The following is a 19,995-nucleotide window of genomic DNA, read 5'->3' as shown; positions in this document are numbered from 1 at the left end:
CGGGCTCTTTTTCGAGTGAGCTGATCACTCAGAGGTGGCAGACTGAACAGCCAGCCTCGTCATCGTCAGCGTCGAGCGCGTCCGAAAGGACCTCCAGAAGCGGCCTGTTGGGCTTGATCCGCTTGGCCGCCCGTTCCAGGTTCGCCTCGTGCTTGGCCTCGATCTCGTCCCGGCGTTCTATCAGCTGGTGCAGGGATTCCCCCTGAGACCAGGTGTAGTCGCGCCCCTGCATGGCAGTGTCCTGGTGCCGGATCTTCTCCTCGTAGGCCACGGCCTTGTCGAAGAGTTCGGGATGGCGGTCCTTGAGTCCGACCCATTCGTGCTTGCGCTGGAAGAAGCAGAAGTAGCAGCCTGATCGGGTGCGCCACTCGTAGTAACCCGGCAGACCGGTGCCGGCCTCATCGAGGATGCGGCCGACACCCTCACGGTCGATGCCATCTTCACGGAAGGGGAAAACCGCAGTGATGTTCGGCTTAGTGCTTACGTAGCCAAGCCGGTTTTCGTCAGCGCGGATAGCCACATAGGAGATGACCTCATCGTCGCCGACCCACTCTTCAAGTGGCTTGATTTTCAGGTTTTTGGTGCACCAGCGCATCTGGGGGCTCGGCAGGGTGCCCTGGTAGACCTCGAGCCAGTGGTCGAAGTCTCGGTCGGTGTTCAGCCTGGTGATCGGCTTCCCCACGGCGGCCTCAAGCTTGTTGAGGTACTCGTAGGTTTCCGGCAGTTCTGCGCCCGTATCACAGAAGAAGTATTCCATCTCCGGCACGCGGTCACGCATATAGATGGCGAGGGCGGAAGAATCCTTCCCGCCGGACAGGCCCAGGACGTGCCGGACCTTCTTCGCTGGGGCGGTTGCGTCGGTCATGGTCACTCCGTCCTCTCAACTGCAGTAGGGGTAACGGGCTCAGACACTCGCTGTGCGAGGGCGGCCAGCAGGATGCGGGCGCCGTCGGGGCCGAGCATCTTCTCAGCCTGCACTACGACACTGACAGCGAGGCTTTCGGCCTCCTGCCGGGATTGTTCGGGCAGGTAGATCAGCGTGCGCTGCTCGGCGCCGTCCTTGTCGGTCAAGGTGAGCAGGCGGGCTTCGAGATCTTCGTCGGCTCGGCCGGACGGCTCGCCGTTCTTGTACAGGTGGCTGACCCGGTCGAGAGCGGCAGCCATTTCCTTAACACGCAAAGCGAAGAGGGAAACGTCCTTGTCGGTCCAGTCTCCGAGTGCGGAGTGAGACAGCCGCACGATCATCGGGTCGAGCCAGTCTGAATCCGACAGACCCTCGTTCAGCGCTATGGCGACGAACCCGCGCAGCTCCAGGCTGAGGGAAACGTTGGCGAACCCCTGGAGGCGGGCCGCGAGCGCTCGTCGCATTTCTGGCACCGAGGAGGGCAGTCGGAACTCCCGGCTGATGGTTTCGACGACCTCGGCGCGCAGGGCCCGCTCGGCGCCAGAGATCTCCTCGACTGCGGCACCGAGTCGCTCAGCGTAGCCCTTGTTGCTGTTGGTGCTCTTACGAGCCTCCGGGCTGATCGGGTCCAGTCCGAGTGCCTGCGGGAGTGCGTGGAAGAGAAGCTCGTCGGGGTCTTGCGCGGTGAACAACGCTGAGCGAACTGCAACGGCATCCTTGCTGATCCGTTGCGTGCGGCGGGCATACGGCGTCAGCACCATGACCCGCTCGATCAGAGCGCGGGTGACAGCGAGGAGGGCCGGGTTACGCAGCGCCTGTGAACGGGGCGGCTCGACGTCGAGCGCCAAGGAGAGCTTCTTTACGACGCTCTGTCGCAGGCCGTCGCCGAGGGGCGTCGCCTTCACGGAGAAACGCCCTGGGGCTTTGACCATCCGCTCGACCACGTCGGCCGTCAGGCGGGGCAGGTAGGAGCCTTCTTCGAAAAGAGCGACGTCCTGGCTGCGCAGAATGAGCGCTGTGACTACGAGGAGCGGCACTACGCCGGCCTTGACGCCGTAAGGCGGCACCATGATGGCGCGGTGGATCTTGTCGAGGTCGGTGCGCTTGTGGGCATCCGAGAGTGCTGCTTCCAGGGCGTCCCAGACCGCCAGCGCGTGAGGGTGTGAGGGGCCCGGCCGTGAGAAGCCGTAGGGCAGCAGAGAGGTTGCGGAGTCGTCCGCTTCGACGCTGTTCGCTCGGTGTAGGCCCATGTACTCCAGGGCCCCGCTGTACATGGCACGTTCGGCCGGGTACTTGTCGATGCCCAGGTGCCGTTCGCCGGACTTGGTCAGCATGGCGGTCAGCAGCTCGCGGCGTGATTTGGCGCCCTGGCTGGTCAGCTCGTGGCGGCCGAGCATCTCGTTGCGGATGTGCGGGGTTGCGGGGAAGACCCGGTCGCAGGCAATGGACGCGAGGCCGCTGAGACTGCGGCTCTCAATCACCTCGCCGTCGCCGGCGTCTGCGGTGATACCTGATCGCCAGAGGCGCCAAGTGGCCCGCTGCGTTAGGGGGAAGAACGCCGCGCTGAGCAGCTCAAGCAGGTCACGCTTGGCCGCCGACGTGCGCTCGGAGATCTCTCGCTGAGCCACAGGGTCCAGGGACTTGTCGCGCTGCAGTTCTTCCAGCGCCACGAGATGGAATGCGGCGCGCAGGACGAGGTCGGGTTCCTCCGTTACGCCAAGTACGACGGGCAACGACGAATCGACGAGAGGCCGGTCCTGGATGGTGCCGAGGTGGAAGACGAGCAGACCGTCGGCCTGATCGTTGAGCTCGTCAGGGCCTTCGACCGACTTTGTCTGCGCGCCGGTGATTTTGACGAAGAGGGCGCGGAGCATGCCCGTGATCTGGCTGTGTCGGCCAGCTGCGACAGCCAGCGGGAGGTAGTCGCCGAGTCGTTGGAGGACGGCTGCTTCATCGAGATGGCCGAGTGTCTCCTTGAGGCGTGTATCGATGTCGAAGTTACTACCGCGCCAGACTCGGTACTCGCCGTTGAAGGCGCGATACACCAGGAAGCCGCGGTCCACGAGGCCGTTGAGCTGCTCCTCCAGAGCGGCGAAAGTCTCAGGGCTGGAGCCGTCGGCTGGTTCGTGCAGTGCGAAATGGATCATTGCTGCGGTTGCTCGCAGCGCGCCATCGGAGTCGATCAGATTGAGCATGCCGACCGTGCGCAGCAGGTTCTGTTCGGCAGCGGACAGGCCGTTGGCTTCGGTGACGCGGGATTCGATCTCAATCCAGCGACTGGCGTTGCTCGACGCGAGAAGCGAGGTCCGGCCGGAGTCGAGGAAGAAGTCGTACAGCTGGGGAAGCTGGATGGTCGTGGCCCGGCGCGGCTTGGCAGTGGAGAAGGACGCGAGCGAGCGGCGGACTGTATGAGGCTCGTCGTTGTTGAGGAACCCAGACAGGCTCCGATCGTGCTGGCCGATCTGCGCCGCGAGGAACGGGGCCGCTACCGCGGTCAGCGGATGCAGCGGGTATAGGTCTGCGAAGTCCTGCGTCTTGAGGTCCACGACGTCGTTGAGGCCGTGATGATGCCAAGCCTGGGCAGCTGCCTCGGCATGGGTCTGGATCAGCTTGCGACCGGGCCCTGTCACGGCTGACTGGTCAAGCCGACGGCGCATCAGCTGGACTGCGTCGCCCAAGTGGGGAGCAAAGGTGATGTCTTCGAAGCGCCCTTGGATCTTTGCCCATTCGCGGGTCTGAAGCTCGCTGGATTGAGCGGCGTAGTCCATGAATGAGAGGTGCTGCAACGTCATCATGAAGAGCGGCAGGCCACGGTCCCCGGCGCTCTTCTCTGCGAGGTCCTGCAGCAGGAACAGATCCGCCTTGGCGCTGGAGAACTCACTGTGTCCGGCGAGGTGTTCAAGGGTTTTGCCGAACTCATCAATGATCAGCAGCAGGGGCTGCTGTGCGCACAGCGCGGTGACGGCGGCGACGACGTCTTCGGGCTCGGCAGTAGAAGGGTCGGCGCAACGTGCCAGCGCGGTGGAGACCGCCTTGGGCGTCCTGTTCGGCCAGCGGCGCCGAGCCGCTGTATGCAGAGCTCGGGACAGGGTGGTGACGAGGGGCTCGCGGTGGGCCATCGCGACTGCGCCCAGGAAGCCCGTCGGCGCCATCTGGTCACGGGAGGCAGTAAGGCGCGCAGTTAGGCCAGGGCTGACCTCTGCCAGCACGGCCTCGGCCTCAATGCGGCGACTCTTGTCGTGCCCAAGAATCGCGTCGATGAGGTTGGCCAGGGTGGACTTGCCAGAGCCGTAAGGGCCAGTAAACGACCACGAACGAGGGCGACGCTGGTCACCGAGAGCATTGGCTACGCGGTCGAACACGTCGACGGCTCGCGCGCCGATGTAGGGAGAGTGCAGTTCGTCCAGCACGTCGCGCTCCACATTGGTGGAGCGCATACGGGAGCCGATCAGCTCAACGCCAGCAGGAAACTGAGGTCCACCGGAGGCTTTGCGGGCGGCGCTGGGCCGCATGGTCTCGGTGGTCACTGGGTCTCCTCGATCAGGGTGAGCTGCTGCTCTACGGCATCCTGAAGCTTGAATTCGCGCGCTTCAGCTTCGGCGAGTTTGGGGTAGGCGAGTGCCCATTCCTCCCGCGTGGGGAAGTCCGGACGCTTACGGACGTTGTCGTACTGAGCGTCCAGGACGTCCCAGGCCAGCTCGAAGGGATCGGAAGTGAAAGCCAGACTGCGCTGGCCAACAGCCTCGACTACCTGCAGCCCCGGGGTGGTAGCAGCGACTCTTTCCAGGGCTGCGGCGACGTCCGGCTCCCGCACACGGAAGGCCCGCCCAGGAGCACCGTGCTCGTTGGCCAGCCGGGCAAGGGAAATCGAGCCAGCACCACGGGTCGTACGGGCGGCGTAGTCAAGGCACGCGTATGCCACTACCCGATCCGGCAGAGAGATGCGTGAGCCGGTCGTGAATTCCCACTCCGAGCGCCCCGACGCGGGGTGGTCCACTGCCTCCATGAGGCCCAGCTCACGGAACGGACACGCCAGCAGGTCCTCGAACGCGCCGGGAGCACCGCCCTTTGCACGTTTCGCGGGAACATACATTTTAGTGATGCAGTCAACGTCCTTGGCGATCGAGGCCCCGACCGGCGCTTCGGTGTAGGACAGGTTCACGTGCCGCACGATCAATTGGGTGAGATCCGATGCCGTGAAGCGGGCGAACGGAGCGAGCTGGAAGGCGACGTACCAGGACGGCGCCCAGCTCTTGGCTCCGGGCCGCGAGCACAGCAGCCACCAGTGCAGGAGCCACAGACTGCCATGCTCTTCGAGATACGGGTCAGCCCCGTCCTCGTCGAGCAGCCACCGCGCCTCCCACGTGGGATAGGAGAACATCGCTCGGGAGTTGCCGTCGTCGCCGTAGAACTCGCGGGTCAGCTTGAAGGCCCGCGACCAGTAGCGCATCGAGTTGGCCATGTTCTTGCCCACCCCGAGGAGAACGGGGGCGTCGTCCGCGAGGAATGTATCCGGACGCTCCTTGACCTGCATGTACGCCTTATGAAGCCACCCGAACCGCGGCGCAAACGTCTCATGGCGCGCGAAGGAGGAATGGGCGGCTTCTGCGAGCCGGCTATCTGACATGCGAGGCTTTCTCCGTGTCCGTCAATGCGTGGATGATCTTCAGGCCGAGGGGCGTACTACAGCGGAACCGCGAGAGCGGTCCGTACCTGCCGGACGGCTCGGACCGCTGATGCAACGGCCCGGTCGATATCGTGGGGGGTCGTGGCGTACCCAAGGGAGAAGCGGACCGTAGAGTCGGCCTCTTCCCTGCTACGCCCCATCGCCAGAAGCACATGGCTAGGGCTAGGTGCGCCGGAGGAGCACGCACTGCCCTCGGACGCGGCCACGTCCGGCATTGCAGCAAGCACCGCATCCGCCGGAGCCCCGTGGAAGGTAATGCTGGTGACTCCGGGCAGTCGCTGGCTGAGCGCGCCGTTGATCCGGCAGTCGCCAGCCTGCTCAACGAGCGATGCCTCCAGCGCATCGCGCAGTTGTGCGATGTGCGACGCCTCGGCAGTCAGTGCTTTCCGAGCCGCCTCGGCGGCGGCGCCTGCTCCTGCAATACCTGCCACGTTCAGGGTCCCTGCCCGCCACCCCCGCTCCTGACCGCCCCCGAAGAGCAATGGGCGGTAGGGCAATGAGATGCCTCGGCGCACAAACAGTGCGCCTACTCCTTGCGGACCACCGAATTTATGCGCCGAGAGGGAGAGGAGGTCCACGTCCGTCTCGGCGAGATCGATCGGGAGGCGGCCAACGAGCTGCGTCGCGTCTGTGTGGACGAGCGCGCCCAGCTCGTGAGCAGCCTCAACGATGGGGGCGAGATCTGTGAGTACACCGGTCTCATTGTTGGCAGCCATCAGGGACACGATCGCGACTTCGTTCGTCGCCAGAGCCGCATGAAAAGCCTCTATGTCGACCAGGCCGTCTTCGTCGACAGGCAGCAGCATCAGAGAGCCGGAGTTCTCAGCGGTGAGCGCCTTGGCGGTCTCAAGCACAGCCGGGTGTTCGGCCCTGCCCGTTACGAGCTTGCCCCCAGCGGCGAACGCCGCCCGAAGGGCAAGGTTGTTGGCCTCTGTCGCGCCGGAGGTGAAGACGATCTCGCCGTGAGAGCAATTCAGAAGGCCGGCGATCTGTTGGCGCGCCAAATCGACGCGACTAGAAGCATCCCGCCCGGAACGGTGTGTGCTGGAAGCGTTACCAACCGTTCGCATCGCAGACAAGGTGGCTTCGAGCGCTTCAGGGCGAGTCGGCGCCGTGGCGTTGTAATCGAGGTAGGCCAGACCTACATCATGTGACTGGTGTGTCACGTTCCACCCTGTTTCGCTCCGGTCTCCTTCGACAACTGGCGGCGAATCTCCTACACCGCGAGATCATTCACCAGTAGTACGTGGAGATCCTAACCGGAGCTAGGGCGGAACCGGAGCGGCGGCATGAACTTTGAAGCCCTCCGGGACCTCTCAACAGCCAGATTAGAACATTTGTTCCCCTATGTTAAAGAGCCATGCAGAGCTGAACTGCTGGGTGTGAGGCACGAGTTCAGCGTTGGCGTCGCTGGCTCCCCTGGGACGTGGAAGGCGGAGGAGCAGCGGTTCCGGTAGACCGGTCCCAGCGGCGGGCGGGCGCAGCTAGGGTTTGATCACGAGGCCCGGTGCGAGCTGGATGTGCGCCGCGGCTCTATCCGGCGGACAAAGGATCAGGGGCTGAGGGTGGGAGTCGAAGACTCTGAAGGTGTTGGTGTCCCGAGGCGGACAGGCCGGACCACCCCATGACCGGATCCCCTGGCATCGCCTTTGCAGCCATCCTGAACGGCGCGCCGCTCTCCTACGTGCGCGAACTTCTCGGCGAGCACGCCTGTGACCTGCTGGAACTGCTACACCAAGGAGAAGGGTCGGATGAGGCGCTGCGCAAGGTAGCAGCCTCAGCTGTCTCGCCCGAGCGGCTCGTCAGCGACCCGCTGGAGCGGGCACGGCTCCTGGACCTCATGCCCCAGGATAAGCGCACAGAGCTGGCTGACCGCCTTGGCTGTGTAGGTCATACGCGTCCTGACGAATTCCTCGCGACGCTGCCCTGGTCGCTCGAACAACGCCGTACGCTTCTCGGCTTCCTCGGCCTCGTCGTAGACAGGGCCCCCGAGGTGCCAGTCACGTCCCGCACTTTCGCCGTGCCGCAGTATGGGATGTTTCCCCACCAGCGACGCACTGCCGACCGTGCACAGCGCATGCTCTACTCCGGAGAGCGCCGGGTCGTGCTGCACCTGCCTACCGGCGTCGGCAAGACCCGAACGGCCATGAACATCATCTGTGACCACCTTCGTCGCCATGAGCCGAGTGTGGTGGTGTGGCTGGCCAGGGGCCGGGAGCTGCTAGAGCAGGCGGCGGCAGAGTTCGAGCAGGCGTGGACCATGCTCGGCAACCGGGAAGTGGCAGTGGCGCGGATGTGGGGCGATGCGCCGGCGGACCTCGATGGCATCGAGGACGGAATCGTGATCCTCGGCCTCGACAAGGCCAGCGCCGCCGCAAACGCCGATCCGACCTTCCTCGACCGCCTCGGGCTGCACACCACCCTCACCACCTTCGACGAAGCCCATCAGGCTATCGCTCCGACCTATCGCAGGGTCGTTGAGGCACTCACGCTTCGCAGCGACTCGAGTCTCTTGGGTCTGACCGCGACCCCCGGTCGAACATGGGCCGACATCGCTGAGGACGAGAAGCTGTCGGACTTCTTCGCCCGCCAGAAGGTGATGTTGGAAATTGATGGGTACGACAACCCTGTCACGGCCTTGATCGAACAGGGTTACCTGGCGCGCCCCGATTTCAGCACCGTGGCCGCTAACTCCGGCACGCTTCTGAGCGCTCGGGACCAGCAGGCCCTTGCCGCTTCCTTCGATATCCCAGACGCGTTGATGGCACGGCTCGCGGACAACGTGCAGTGGAATCTGCAGGTCGTGCGCACTGTGCTTGACCTCAGCGAGCGCCACCGCCGGATCCTGCTCTTCGCTGCCTCGGTAGAGCACAGCCGCCTGCTCGTCGCGATCCTCTCAGCACTCGGCCTCGACGCGGACCAGGTGACGGCCGAGTCCCCCACGCGTCACCGTGATCGAGCCATCGCCCGCTTCAAGGGGCCAGGTGTCCGGCCCATGATCCTTTCGAACTTTGGCGTTCTGACCACTGGCTTCGACGCCCCAGCGGCAAGCGCCGCTGTCATCGCCCGCCCCACCCGTTCCCTGGTGCTCTACAGCCAGATGGTCGGACGGGTCATCCGCGGGCCGAAGGCCGGCGGAACCCCCACCTGCGACATCGTCACCGTCATCGACCCTGAACTCCCAGGCTTTGGGGACGTAGCGGAAGCATTCACCAACTGGGAGGACGTGTGGAAGGCCCAATGACATCCAAGTACTCGATCGTCACCTCCGACTTGACAGTCAAAGCCCTACAGGACAGCGGCTACAAGTCGACAGCGCATGCCATCGCGGAACTCATCGACAACGGCCTCGAAGCCAACGCCGACCTTGTCGAACTCTTCGTCGTTGAGTCGACCGATCGCCCTACCCACCGTGCCCGTTACCGTGTCGAAAAGATCGCCGTCCTGGACAACGGAGACGGCATGGGGCCCGAAACCCTTCGACAGTCGCTGCGCTTCGGTGCTGGCACCCGACAGGAACGCAAAGGCATAGGGCGCTTCGGTGTTGGTCTTCCCAACTCCAGCATTTCTCAGTGCGACCGTGTCGACGTCTGGTCCTGGACAGAAGGCCCAGACAACGCCCTGCACACATACCTTGATCTGAGCGAGATCGCCAGAGGGCTCGAAGAGGTACCTGAGCCCAAGCACGATGCGCTGCCGACTGAATGGCAGGCGCTCGCCGAAGGGCTGGGCAGCTCAGGCACCCTGGTGCAGTGGAGCCGGCTTGAACGCGTGCAGTGGCGTGGAGCCGAGACCACGATCACGAACACCGAGCACCTGATCGGGCGTGTTTACCGGCGCCTCATCACCAACGGAAAGCGGATCAAGCTTGTACCGTTGCGCGGCTGGGCAGAGCTGAAGGGGGCCCGGGACACCCGCCCCAACGACCCCCTTTACCTCATGGCGCCAAGTTCCACCCCGCCCCCCTTCGATACCAGGCCCATGTTCCGTGCCCACGGGGCTGGCAACACCGGCCAAATCGGAGTTGAGAGATTCCTGGTCAAGGGCGTGGACGGTAACGAACACCCGGTCTTCGTTCGGTCTTCGATCGCGGTTGAGGCCGCCCGCCGCACAGACATGCCGGGCGAGCCGTGGCCCAGGAACGTGTCGCCCAGTCTGAAACCTGGCGAAACTCCGTGGGGAAAGCACGCATCCAAGAACCTGGGAATCTCCCTCATCCGCTCGGACCGCGAGCTCGATCTCGACACCGGATGGACGAACACCTACGAACCGCAAGAACGGTGGTGGGGGGTGGAAATCGACTTCCCCCCGGCTCTCGACGAGGTCTTCGGCGTCACGAATAACAAACAGTCCGCATTGATTTTCTCTGAACTGGCCAACTTTAACTGGCGCGAGGAAGCCGCAGGGCTGTCGTACGAAGAATTTAGAGAAACCCTTCGCGAGGAGGGCGACCGGCGCCTGCCACTCATCGAAATCGTCTACCACATCCGCGAGAAGTTGCTCGGAAAGCTGCGTTCTGATCTGGCAGACCAGACTCAGGGAACGGGGACGAGCCGTAAGCGGCACGAGGTCGCCGAGGTACAGGCCGAGGAAGCAGTCAAGCGTCGCCGCACGGAAGCCCCGCCCAGCCTGACCGACAAACTCGCTGAGGAATCCACGGAGGAGGAGAGCAAGCAGCTCCAGTACGAGAGCCTGGTCGAAACGCACCGTTACAGTCCTGCAGATGCCCAGCGCATCATTGAAGAGACCATGTCTCAGGGCAAGCACATCCGGCTGCTGACCAGTCGCAACCCTGACTCCCCAGCCTTCTTCAACGTCGAGTACATCCCCGGCATGCTCCAAGTTGCCCTCAACATGGACCACCCGGTCTACAGCGACTTGGTCGCGGTGCTTGACCAGGACATCGACGGAGCCAGCCGCGAAGAGCTCGCGGAACGGCTGGCATCCGCCGCTAAAGCCTTCAAACTCCTACTCATTTCCTGGGCGCGATTCGAGGACGAGCAACCAGAGAAGCCGCGCGAACGCGCCAAGCGAATGCGCCAGGACTGGGGACGCTTCGCCAGCGAATTCCTCGGAGCCAGCGACGCTGACGACGAGGACGACGAGTGACGACCGACCACGTTTGGCGTCAAATCGAACAGCTCCTCGCCACAGCGACGCACCGCGTAATCCTGATCGCCCCCTTCATCAAGAAAGAGGTTTTCCAGGCGGCGCTCGACGTCATCCCGGCCGGCGTCGAACAGATCACCTGTGTAACCCGGTGGTCCGTGCCGGAAGTGGCCGCAGGCGTCTCTGACCCGGAGATCGCCGAGCTGGCAGCGGGGGACGGCCGCGCCTCCGTCATGCTCTGTCACAACCTGCACGCCAAGCTGTACGCAGCCGACGGCCGCTACCTCGTGGGATCAGCCAACCTGACGGGCAAAGCGACGGGCCGTGTTCCCGCAGCGAACATCGAGCTCTTGGTCGAATTGGGCGCCGCCCATCCCGAAGTGCAGCGCGTACTCACGGCCATCAACGCCGGCTCCGTGCCAGGGACACTCGAACTGGCCCAGCAGATGCGCGAGCAGGCAAACCTCATGCTGGCAGACGAGGACAGCCCCCGAGTCGTCGTACCCGGCCAGGACGAGCAGCCCGAGCGATGGCTTCCGGAGACCCGGAATCCAGAACGCCTCTACCGCGTCTACAACGGGCACCACCAGCACATTGGCAGCGACGTACTCGCCGGCGTGCTCCGCGATCTCGCGCACCTCGACGTAGGCCCCGGACTTGCCGAGCAAGCTTTCGGAAGGGCTGTCCTGGCCCGGCTGCACACCATGCCCGAACTGCAGGCGCTGACCGAAGCGGGCCGCATAAACCTGGCCGACGCACAGGCGGAACTTGTGGCCGCGGAGGGATGCACAGTCGAGCAGGCGAAGCGGACAGTCGAGACCATCGCAGCATGGCTGAGCTACTTCGACGAGGTCCATCTCGTACCCGTCGGCCCCTGGGAGATTCGCCAGGGTAAAGAACTCACGTAGTACGACCCAGCGCGCATGCGTTCCACCAGGCAGCACGCGAACCTTCAGCGCTCCGCGTGCTGCCCCGGATCGCATAATGCACGAGCCGTAGTCCAACACGGATGGGACCCGCGCGATACCTTTGATCCGCCCTGCAGACGGCCAGGGCCTCATCGTGTCGAGTGAAGCGAAAAAGGTACCGGGACATGGCAGCGGCACGGACCCCATACCTGCTGGGACATGCCGAAATCGCCGACCTGTTCGGCGTCGCACGCCAAACCTCGCAAAAGTGGCGCGTCGACGGCACACTAGCCAAACCTGACGTGATTGCTTCCGGTAACCCCTACTGGCTGCTCGACACTGTTCTCCGCCTCGACGGCCACGCGGGCCGACAAGCCACCGCACAGCGCCTCGATCAGTACCGGGCGAGCATCCATGATGGGTACCACGTCGACGACCCTAAGGTGCTTCCCATCATCGTAGGAATCAAGGAAGTCGCACAGCTCCTCGACGTCGACCAGCAGACCGTATCTCGTTGGCGAAACCGCAAACAGATCGTCGAGGCCGATCTCGTTCTCTCCAGGTCTCCTCTCTGGCTGCTCGACACGATCGAGGCAGACGCTCTAGAACGGGACCGCGCCATCGCACCAGATGAACTTGAGCGGCTCCGGTCCGGCGAGCAGGCTCCCCAAAAGCCTAGAGGCCGCAAACCAGCCGCCCCCCGGTCAGCGAAGAAGGTCGTCCCGCCAGCCCGGAGTTTCTCAAGTTCGGAGCGCGACGAAGCCATCAGTTTCATCTCGCAGGTGCTCTCCGAGGGGCACAGCGTGATCATCCGCCCGACTCGGTAGGCCCCTGCCCAACAAGCGACTGCGCCCAACCCCGCATCTGCACGCCTTCCAGTGAGAGAAACAGTTGATAGAGCCTCGCATAGTGCATAGAGTCTCTCACGTCAGGTTCCGACTGTCACACAGGAGGCTCTTATGCCCCGCCACACCCGCACTGCCGCGTGGCCGGCCCACACTGGCGGACGGACGCCCCTGCGCGAGCAGGGGACCCACTCGTGAAGGTCATCTCCTACGGCGGTGGAGTTCAGTCCACCGCGCTTCTCGTGCTGGCCGCTCGCCGAGAGATCGACTTCCGCACCTTCCTCTTCGCCAATGTCGGCGACGACAGCGAGCACCCAGCAACGCTCGCCTACATTCGCGAGGTTGCCGTCCCGTACGCCACCCGTGCGGGACTGGAAATCCACGAACTCAAGCGACATCGTCGCGACGGAGCCACCGAAACGCTCATGCAGCGGCTGAACCGACCCGACACCCGATCGATCCCCATCCCGGTTCGCATGGCGAACGGCGCTCCGGGCCGCCGCAATTGCACGGCCGACTTCAAGATCAAGGTCATAGGGCGGTGGCTCCGCGAACACGGCGCCAGCGCGCAGCACCCCGCAGGGGTGGGGATCGGCATTTCTCTCGACGAGATCCATCGGGCCAACCGCCGACGGAAAGAGGCCCACGAGGAGATCGAATACCCCCTTCTCGACCTCGGACTTCGCAGGGACGACTGCGAACGCATCATCACTAACGCCGGCCTGCCCGTGCCGCCAAAGAGTGCATGTTTCTTCTGCCCCTTCCGCACGGTCGGCGCGTGGCGCCATCAGCGCCGACATGAGCCTGAACTGTTCGCCCTGTCAGTCCGGCTGGAGGAGACGATTAATCAATGTCGTGCCGGGCTCGGGCGGGATGCGGTGTACTTGACGAGGTACGGCATCCCGCTCCCGATAGCCATCCCCGAGGAGGCGGAGCCGACTGCCATCGAGGCCAATGATGATGAGGGAACTTGTGACTCCGGCTGGTGCATGACCTGACACGATCGTGGCAGGGCATTAGCGGGGAACGGGCCGCGCTGGTGCGCCTACGGCGGCCAGAGCAAGAGAGGGAGCAAGTGAACGCTAACGGCAAGTTGGTCAGGGATCGTGTCCCTGAAATCATCCAGGCTGATGGGGCCCAGCCGACCACATACATCGCTGGACCCGAGGAATACCGCAGAAGGCTACGGGAAAAGCTGAACGAGGAAGTCACTGAGTTCCTCTCTGCGGAAGAGTCGGCGGCTCTGGAGGAGCTCGCTGATGTGCTGGAAGTCGTGCACGCACTCGCTGCGGACCTGGGCATGGACTCAACAGGACTGGAAAATATTCGCCAGGCCAAAGCGCGGGACCGGGGCGGTTTCGCCCACCGGATCGTTTGGACGGGCAACCGCTAATCTGCCGGAGCAACGCTGGTCAGCCCACGACTCGTCATGAGAATGAGTCACGGACAGCAGCGTGACCGGCCTCCGTCGGGCGCCATCCCTCAGCGGCGGCCGCAAGCGAAGGAAATCAGGCTCTATCGACACAGAAGCCGTCGACCGATGTCCTGGACGCACTTATCTGGGCCGGCGACGCAGGGGCGTGAGCGTTACATGTGGCCTGACATCTGAGTACGACGGCGGCGTTGTGCCAATCTTCATCGCAAGGACGGCGCAGGTTGCTACGGTCCCTTCATGACGCTGCCTGGGCCCCATTCTGTTGACCTGCGCCGGCAGTCGGTCGATGCGGTGCTGGACCATGTGGAGCGGTCATTGCAGGTCCGTCTGGACCGGAAAACCGCGGTACGCAAGCGTCGTTCCCTCGGGGCGCGGACGGACCGTGACACATGGGTGCGTGTCGAGAGGCGCGGGTTCAACCGGATCGGCGCCCAGGGCTGGAACGGCCCGGAAGCCTCTGCGGTCCTGAGCGGCGTCACTATGCCCCGGTGGTACGCGGCGTGTGCCTGGCGGGAGCCGGAGGAGCCGGTGATGTGGAGGGCCGATGAGATGGAACTGGTCACTGCCTCACCAGTCGGGCACGCCGCTCTCGTGGTCAACGATCCCGCACTGCCGGAAGGGTGGTGGACGGCCTTGAACGCTTCTCTGGATGCGCTCGCCGCGCACAGCACCCCCCGGGTAGCCACACCAGATACTGAGACCATCACCCAAGAGCTGGTGACCGCCACCATCCGCGAAGTCTTCCCAGAGGTGCCCACCACCAAGGTGGACACTTGGTGTCCCGCTCATGCCGATCTTAGCTTGGCGTTTAACCTCGCTGACGCAGTGGCCTGCTGAAATGCGATGTTTCCGTGACAGCAGGGGCGGCCGCCCCTCACGCTTTGAGATGTCGAGTAACAGAGCGCGAGAGAACGGCCGCTGTGATGAGTCTTCCGGTTCAGGTCTCCGACGTCGAGCCGTTGTCCGTGTTGTCCCGTTTCCGGATCGAGTTCTACGACTGCCTCTACACCCGCGCGGACGCGCTCTTCGAGCTGACCGACGCGGTGCTGTGCGCGGACGGCCCGGTGAAGTCGCTGGTCGAGCTGACGCTCGCGGCCGAGCACCGGCGCGGGCACGGCGCGATGTACGACGCGCTGAACTCCGGCTGGCTGGAGCCACGCCGTCTGCGCCGCGTCCTGGACAGCCTGCCGATCCCGCGTACATCGGAGGGGCGTATCGCGCTGGCCGTGGACGTCTCCAATTGGCTGCGCCCCGACGCCCCTACCAGCCCTGACCGGCTGTTCTGCCACGTCTACGGGCGTGGCCGCAGTGCGGATCAGCGCATCCCGGGCTGGCCCTACTCCTTTGTCGCCGCCCTGGAGCCGGGCCGCACCTCGTGGACGCGGGTCCTGGACGCCGTCCGGCTCGGACCGGCCGACGACGCGACCGCGGTCACCGCCGCCCAGCTCCGTGAAGTCGTGGGGCGGCTGGTCCGCGCCGGGCACTGGAAGCCCGGCGATCCGCACATCCTGATCGTCATGGACTCCGGCTACGACGTCACCCGCCTCGCCTATGTCCTGGCCGACCTACCCGTTGAGGTGGCCGGGCGCCTGCGCTCGGACCGCGTCATGCTCCGCGACGCCGGCGAGCGCCGCTCCGGTCCACGGGGCGGACAGCCCCGCAAGCACGGCGGGGTCTTCACCCTGAAGAAGCCCGACAGCTGGCACGAGCCGGAGACCACCACCACGACCGACACCACCCGTTACGGGAAGACCGAGGCCACCGCCTGGAACCGGATGCATCCCCGCCTCACCCACCGTGGCCCCTGGCTCGACCACGACGGTGAACTCCCCCTCGTTCACGGCACGTTGATCCGCCTGAAGGTCGAGTACCTGCCCGGCGACCGCGACCCCAAGCCCGTCTGGCTGTGGTCCTCGGCCCCCGGCGTCGACGGTGCCCACCTGGACCGGATCTGGCGGACCTTCCTCCGCAGATTCGATCTTGAACACACCTTCCGGCTCATGAAGCAAACGCTCGGCTGGACCAGGCCGAAGGTCCGCAGCCCCGAGACCGCCGACCTGTGGACCTGGCTGATCATCGCCGCCTACACCCAGATCCACCTCGCCCGCGCGCTCGCCGAGGACCTCCGAAGGCCCTGGGAGCGACCGGCCCCACCCCGCCGCCTCACTCCCGCCCGAGTCCGGCGAGGGTTCCGCAACATCCGCGCGACCACGACCCGCCCCGCCAGTGTTCCGCAACCCTCCCGACCCGGCCCCGGGCGTCCCTCCGGATCGAAGAACCGCAAGGTCGCACCCCATCACGACGTCGGCAAGACCGTGAAACGCGCCGAGAGCCTCACCGCACATCGAACCGCCGCAGGTTAAACGGAAAGCTTAGAAGCCGTATCTCAACCGATCATGGAACGTGTGGATCGAACAGGGTTCCTGGTCGGGTGTTTTCCGGCGGTACGCGCATGAAGGCAGGGCCCCTCGGTAGCTCGGGGATGCGAATCTAACCGAGCAGTGCCGGGAGGCCCTGGTGTCGTTGTTGTACGCGTCCGCGCCCGCTGACTTCAACTCGGGCACCCCACCGTGTGATTGTCTCGCGCACGTGTACGGCAACGCGGCCGATCATCCCGAGCGGGAGCCGCGGTATCCGTCGGACATGTCGGACGAGGAGTGGGCGGTGGTGCGGCCCTTGCTGCCCACGCCGTCCTGGCTGGAGGGCCGGGGCGGGCAGCCCGAGGGCTACTGCCATCGCCAGATGCTGGACCAATGCCACGAAGTTAAAGCTCAGTTGACATTGTCAAGCCGAGCGCCGCATGAGGCGGGCCTCTGCTATCCAGGGGATCGACCAAGATCTTCCTGAGAGAACAGAGGCCCTGTGACACAGTCTGTCACGTACGGAATCGATGACGTGTTCGCACCTGGGCACGTCGGTGAATTGACGCAGGTCATCCCGACCGAGCTGGTGGATGCGGTGTTGGACGAGACCGGGACTCGCGAGCGCCGGCTACGCAGTCTCCCCTCACGCGTCGGGGTGTACTTCGTTCTCGCGCTCGGGTTGTTCGAGCACCTCGGCGCCGGGCTGGTGTGGGGCAAGCTCGTGGCCGGACTGACCGCTGCGGTGCCGCAGACCTCGGAGAAGGCCCTTCGCGATCTGCGACGGAGGATCGGCGTTGCCCCGCTCCAGCGGCTGTTCGACGTGCTGGCGGGCCCGTTGGCACAGCCATCCACCCCCGGAGTGCGCTACCGCCTCTGGCGGACGGTCGCCTTCGACGGCTGCGGGAGCCTGAACGTCCCCGACCACGAGCGCAACCGGTCCTGGCTCGGCCGTACGGAGCGCCGCCACGGCCCTTCCGGTTACCCCCGGCTGATGCTGATGACCTTGTGCGAAACTGGCACCCGCGGCCTGATCGCCGCCGTCTTCGGCCCCGCCTCGAAGGGCGAAACCGACTACGCACACGACCTGGTCAACCACTTGACCCCGGACATGCTCCTGCTGGCGGATCGCGCCTTCGACAGCAACAGACTGCTCGCAGACATCGTGGCCCAGGGAGCACAGTTCCTGATCCGTGCCACCAGCACCCGGCGCCCGCCGGTGCTGACGCTGCTGCCCGACGGCTCTTACCTCACCCGGATCGGCAGCGTTCGGCTGCGGGTGATCGAGGCCGAGGTCCGCTCCCGTACCGCCGACGGCGACGACTTCGGCGGAACTTACCGCCTGCTCACCACGCTGTGCGACCACCGCACCGACCCGGCAGACCGCCTGGTCGGTCTTTACCACGAACGCTGGGAGATCGAGACCGCCTACCTGGCACTGCGTCATACCCTGCTCAAGGGCCGCGTTCTACGGTCGAAGGACCCGGTGGGCCTCACTCAGGAGATGTGGGGACTCCTGGCCATCTACCAGGCCCTGCGCTCGATGATGGTGACCGCGGTGGAGACAGTGCCCGGCTGCAATCCCGACCGGGCCGGCTTCACCGTGGCCCTGGAGGCCGCGCGCGACACGGTCGTCAGCGTCGCCGGGACGACCGCAGCCGCCGCTCCGAGCGGACGCCCCGACCTGGTAGGCCATATCGGCGCCCGTGTCCTGCGGGCGTTGCTGCCCAAGCGCCGGATGCGGCTGTCCGCGCGCATCGTCAAGTGCGGAACGTCCCGCTACAACATCTGGAACCGCGATGGGCGGCCTCGCGACAGTACGCCGATCACCAGCATCGTGATCACCGTGCATCCACCGGCTCTCCCCACCGTGCACGCCGCAGACCGGGCCGCCTCCGGCCGCTGGGGGCAGGTCTGCCGGATCCTGGCGGAGAACTTCAACCAGGCCATGCACGCCCGCGACATCGCAGGACACCTTGGCCTCACCGTCACCGGACGTGTGCTCAGCGGCTTCAACGCGCAGCTCTGCTACTGGGCACGCAACGGCCGACTCATCCGCACGGCACCGAGTACCTACCAGATCCCTTTTCCGGGGGGCTTGACAATGTCAACTGAGCTTTAACTTCGTGGCATTGGATGCTGGACGCGATCCGCTACCTGGTCGCGGGCGGGATCTCCTGGCGGTCGATGCCCGCAGACTTCCCCTGCTGGCCGCGGGTCTATGCGTTCTTCCGCCGCTGGCGGCAGCACGGGCTGATCGCCGAGTTCCATGACCGGCTGCGCGGGAAGGTGCGGGAGCGTGAGGGACGCGAGGCGGAGCCGACAGCGGGGGTCATTGACGCGCAGTCGGTGAAAGCCGCCGCCTCGGTGCCCTCCGCCTCACGCGGCTACGACGGCGGCAAGTTGATCAACGGGAGGAAGCGGCACATCGTGACCGACTGCCTGGGCCTGCTGCTGGTCGTGGCCGTGACCGCCGCGAACGTGGGCGACCGCGAAGCGGCTACCGGCCTGCTGACCCGGCTGCGCGAGCTGCACCGGGACATCCTTCTGGTCTGGGCCGACGGCGGCTACACCGGAGCTCTCATCGACTGGGCCCGCGAGAAACTCGCCCTGACCGTGGAAGTCGTCAAACGGACCGACGACACGAAGGGATTCGTGGTGTTGCCGAGGCGGTGGGTAGTCGAGCGCACCCTGAGCTGGCTGATGCACTCGAGGCGTCTGTGCCGGGACTACGAGACGCTGCCCGCGACCAGCGAGGCGATGATCCTGTTCTCGATGATCACGCGGATGGGCCGCCGCCTGGCGAGGCCACACGCCTGCGGCCGGCGCTGAACGCGCCCGACGTCTCCTGGAGCAACCAGCCCCGCTCGGCCAGGCGTTTCGCCTTCGAGCGCACTCCCTCGACCTTCGCCGCCACCGCCGTGTCGATGCCCATCACGGTCGCAATGTCCTTGGCCCGCAAGGGTTCCAGACCCGGCCGGTCCTGCAGCACATTCAAGATCCGCTGATTGTCCGGCGAGAGCACCGACACCTCCAGCCCTTCCCGCCAGGGCGGCACCACCGCCCCCGGAACCGACGCAGACGCAGGCGCGGGAACGGGGGTGGGCACCGTTCCTCCCTCGCCCTCGGCTTCCGTCGCGGCAGTGATCTCGGCGGCGGACGCGGCCAGGGCGTCGACGAGCTCCTCGCGTGCGATCACCCGCCGGTCCAGCTCAATCTCGCCGGCTTCCAAGGCCGCAGCCGCACGGGCCGCCTCCTCCCGCAGGGCCTCCACCCGCTCGCGGGCAGACGCTTCCCGCGCTTCCAGCAACCCCAGCATCGACGCCATCGCGCACCCCTCGAGGAACAAGCGGAAGCAGAACGCCGGATGTCTCCCTCACCCCGACCGAGACCATGCCTGACCAGCACGAATCAAGCGATCATGTTCGGTTGAGATACGGCTTCTTACGTGGGCGAACGTGACGGGCCCGGAGTTCTGCATGATTGATTGGGAGGACTGGGGCCTGGCGCCCCGCGGGCTGGACGCTGCGACGTTGTGGGGAAACTCCCTTGCCGTCCCGGCCCTGGCGGACCGGGTGTGGAGCGAGCGTCGGCCGGACCTGACGACCAAGTCCGGCCAGCTGATGGCGTTGTTCTTCTGCGCGAAAGTCACCGGTCCGCGTGCTCATCCAGAGGATCCGCGGCTGGAGCCGGCTAGGAGGGAAGCCGCACGACTCGTCGCAGAGCTTCAAACCGCCTGACAGCATG

At 65.4% G+C, this 19,995-nt stretch carries 14 protein-coding genes and 2 pseudogenes; 11 read left to right on the top strand and 5 right to left on the bottom strand.

Annotated elements, in window-relative coordinates; genetic code table 11:
- Positions 1-28: 28 nt before the first annotated feature.
- The 4 genes from OG936_RS27345 to OG936_RS27330 are packed head-to-tail and all read right to left on the bottom strand — an operon-like array spanning position 29 to position 6,757.
- Positions 29-865 carry a phosphoadenosine phosphosulfate reductase family protein gene (locus OG936_RS27345; protein ID WP_406498169.1) on the bottom strand — a complete coding sequence of 279 codons (837 nt, stop codon included), beginning with the start codon at positions 863-865 and terminating at the stop codon, positions 29-31.
- Between the two features lie 2 nt (positions 866-867).
- Positions 868-4,431: an ATP-binding protein gene (locus OG936_RS27340; RefSeq protein WP_406498167.1), complete on the bottom strand. Its 3,564-nt coding sequence runs from the start codon at positions 4,429-4,431 to the stop codon at positions 868-870.
- Positions 4,428-5,531: a DUF4007 family protein gene (locus tag OG936_RS27335; protein WP_406498165.1), complete on the bottom strand. Its 1,104-nt coding sequence runs from the start codon at positions 5,529-5,531 to the stop codon at positions 4,428-4,430. The genes OG936_RS27340 and OG936_RS27335 overlap by 4 nt, the downstream gene beginning before the upstream one ends.
- Positions 5,532-5,587: 56 nt before the next feature.
- Complete coding sequence (locus OG936_RS27330; protein WP_406498163.1) at positions 5,588-6,757, bottom strand: cysteine desulfurase family protein; 1,170 nt, start codon at positions 6,755-6,757, stop codon at positions 5,588-5,590.
- A gap of 458 nt (positions 6,758-7,215) precedes the next feature.
- On the opposite strand from OG936_RS27330, the gene OG936_RS27325 reads away from it, so the two are divergent.
- The 10 genes and pseudogenes from OG936_RS27325 to OG936_RS27280 all read left to right on the top strand — a co-directional run bounded on the left by OG936_RS27325 (position 7,216) and on the right by OG936_RS27280 (position 19,080).
- Positions 7,216-8,835, top strand: a complete 1,620-nt coding sequence (locus OG936_RS27325) for a DEAD/DEAH box helicase (protein WP_406498162.1) — start codon at positions 7,216-7,218, stop codon at positions 8,833-8,835.
- The gene (locus OG936_RS27320) at positions 8,832-10,700 is read left to right on the top strand and encodes an ATP-binding protein (RefSeq protein ID WP_406498161.1); all 1,869 of its coding nucleotides are present in this window, start codon (positions 8,832-8,834) and stop codon (positions 10,698-10,700) included. The genes OG936_RS27325 and OG936_RS27320 overlap by 4 nt, the downstream gene beginning before the upstream one ends.
- The gene (locus tag OG936_RS27315) at positions 10,697-11,608 is read left to right on the top strand and encodes a phospholipase D family protein (RefSeq protein ID WP_406498160.1); all 912 of its coding nucleotides are present in this window, start codon (positions 10,697-10,699) and stop codon (positions 11,606-11,608) included. Before OG936_RS27320 ends, OG936_RS27315 begins: the two co-directional genes overlap by 4 nt.
- Positions 11,609-11,793: 185 nt before the next feature.
- Entirely contained in the window at positions 11,794-12,435 is a 642-nt protein-coding gene (locus OG936_RS27310; protein ID WP_406498158.1) for a hypothetical protein, read from the top strand.
- 212 nt (positions 12,436-12,647) lie between these two features.
- The gene (locus tag OG936_RS27305; protein ID WP_406498156.1) at positions 12,648-13,451 is read left to right on the top strand and encodes a phosphoadenosine phosphosulfate reductase; all 804 of its coding nucleotides are present in this window, start codon (positions 12,648-12,650) and stop codon (positions 13,449-13,451) included.
- A gap of 77 nt (positions 13,452-13,528) precedes the next feature.
- Complete coding sequence (locus tag OG936_RS27300) at positions 13,529-13,846, top strand: hypothetical protein (protein WP_406498154.1); 318 nt, start codon at positions 13,529-13,531, stop codon at positions 13,844-13,846.
- A 279-nt stretch (positions 13,847-14,125) separates the two neighbouring features.
- Positions 14,126-14,695: pseudogene (locus OG936_RS27295) on the top strand (hypothetical protein); the annotation flags it as partial.
- Positions 14,696-14,811: 116 nt separating this feature from the next.
- Positions 14,812-16,251, top strand: a complete 1,440-nt coding sequence (locus OG936_RS27290; RefSeq protein WP_406498152.1) for an NF041680 family putative transposase — start codon at positions 14,812-14,814, stop codon at positions 16,249-16,251.
- Positions 16,252-16,750: 499 nt separating this feature from the next.
- Positions 16,751-18,370 carry an IS4 family transposase gene (locus OG936_RS27285; RefSeq protein ID WP_406498150.1) on the top strand — a complete coding sequence of 540 codons (1,620 nt, stop codon included), beginning with the start codon at positions 16,751-16,753 and terminating at the stop codon, positions 18,368-18,370.
- A 14-nt stretch (positions 18,371-18,384) separates the two neighbouring features.
- Positions 18,385-19,080 carry an IS5 family transposase gene (locus tag OG936_RS27280; protein WP_406498148.1) on the top strand — a complete coding sequence of 232 codons (696 nt, stop codon included), beginning with the start codon at positions 18,385-18,387 and terminating at the stop codon, positions 19,078-19,080.
- Here the strand turns inward: OG936_RS27280 and OG936_RS27275 are convergent.
- Complete coding sequence (locus OG936_RS27275) at positions 19,028-19,576, bottom strand: hypothetical protein (protein WP_406498147.1); 549 nt, start codon at positions 19,574-19,576, stop codon at positions 19,028-19,030. The genes OG936_RS27280 and OG936_RS27275 overlap by 53 nt on opposite strands.
- A gap of 115 nt (positions 19,577-19,691) precedes the next feature.
- Between OG936_RS27275 and OG936_RS27270 the strand changes: the two are divergent.
- Positions 19,692-19,988: pseudogene (locus OG936_RS27270) on the top strand (hypothetical protein); the annotation flags it as partial.
- Positions 19,989-19,995 lie beyond the last annotated feature (7 nt).

The organism is Streptomyces sp. NBC_00846 (assembly GCF_045207325.1).
Taxonomy (GTDB): Bacteria; Actinomycetota; Actinomycetes; order Streptomycetales; family Streptomycetaceae; genus Streptomyces.
This window is presented reverse-complemented; position numbering and strand designations above follow the sequence as displayed.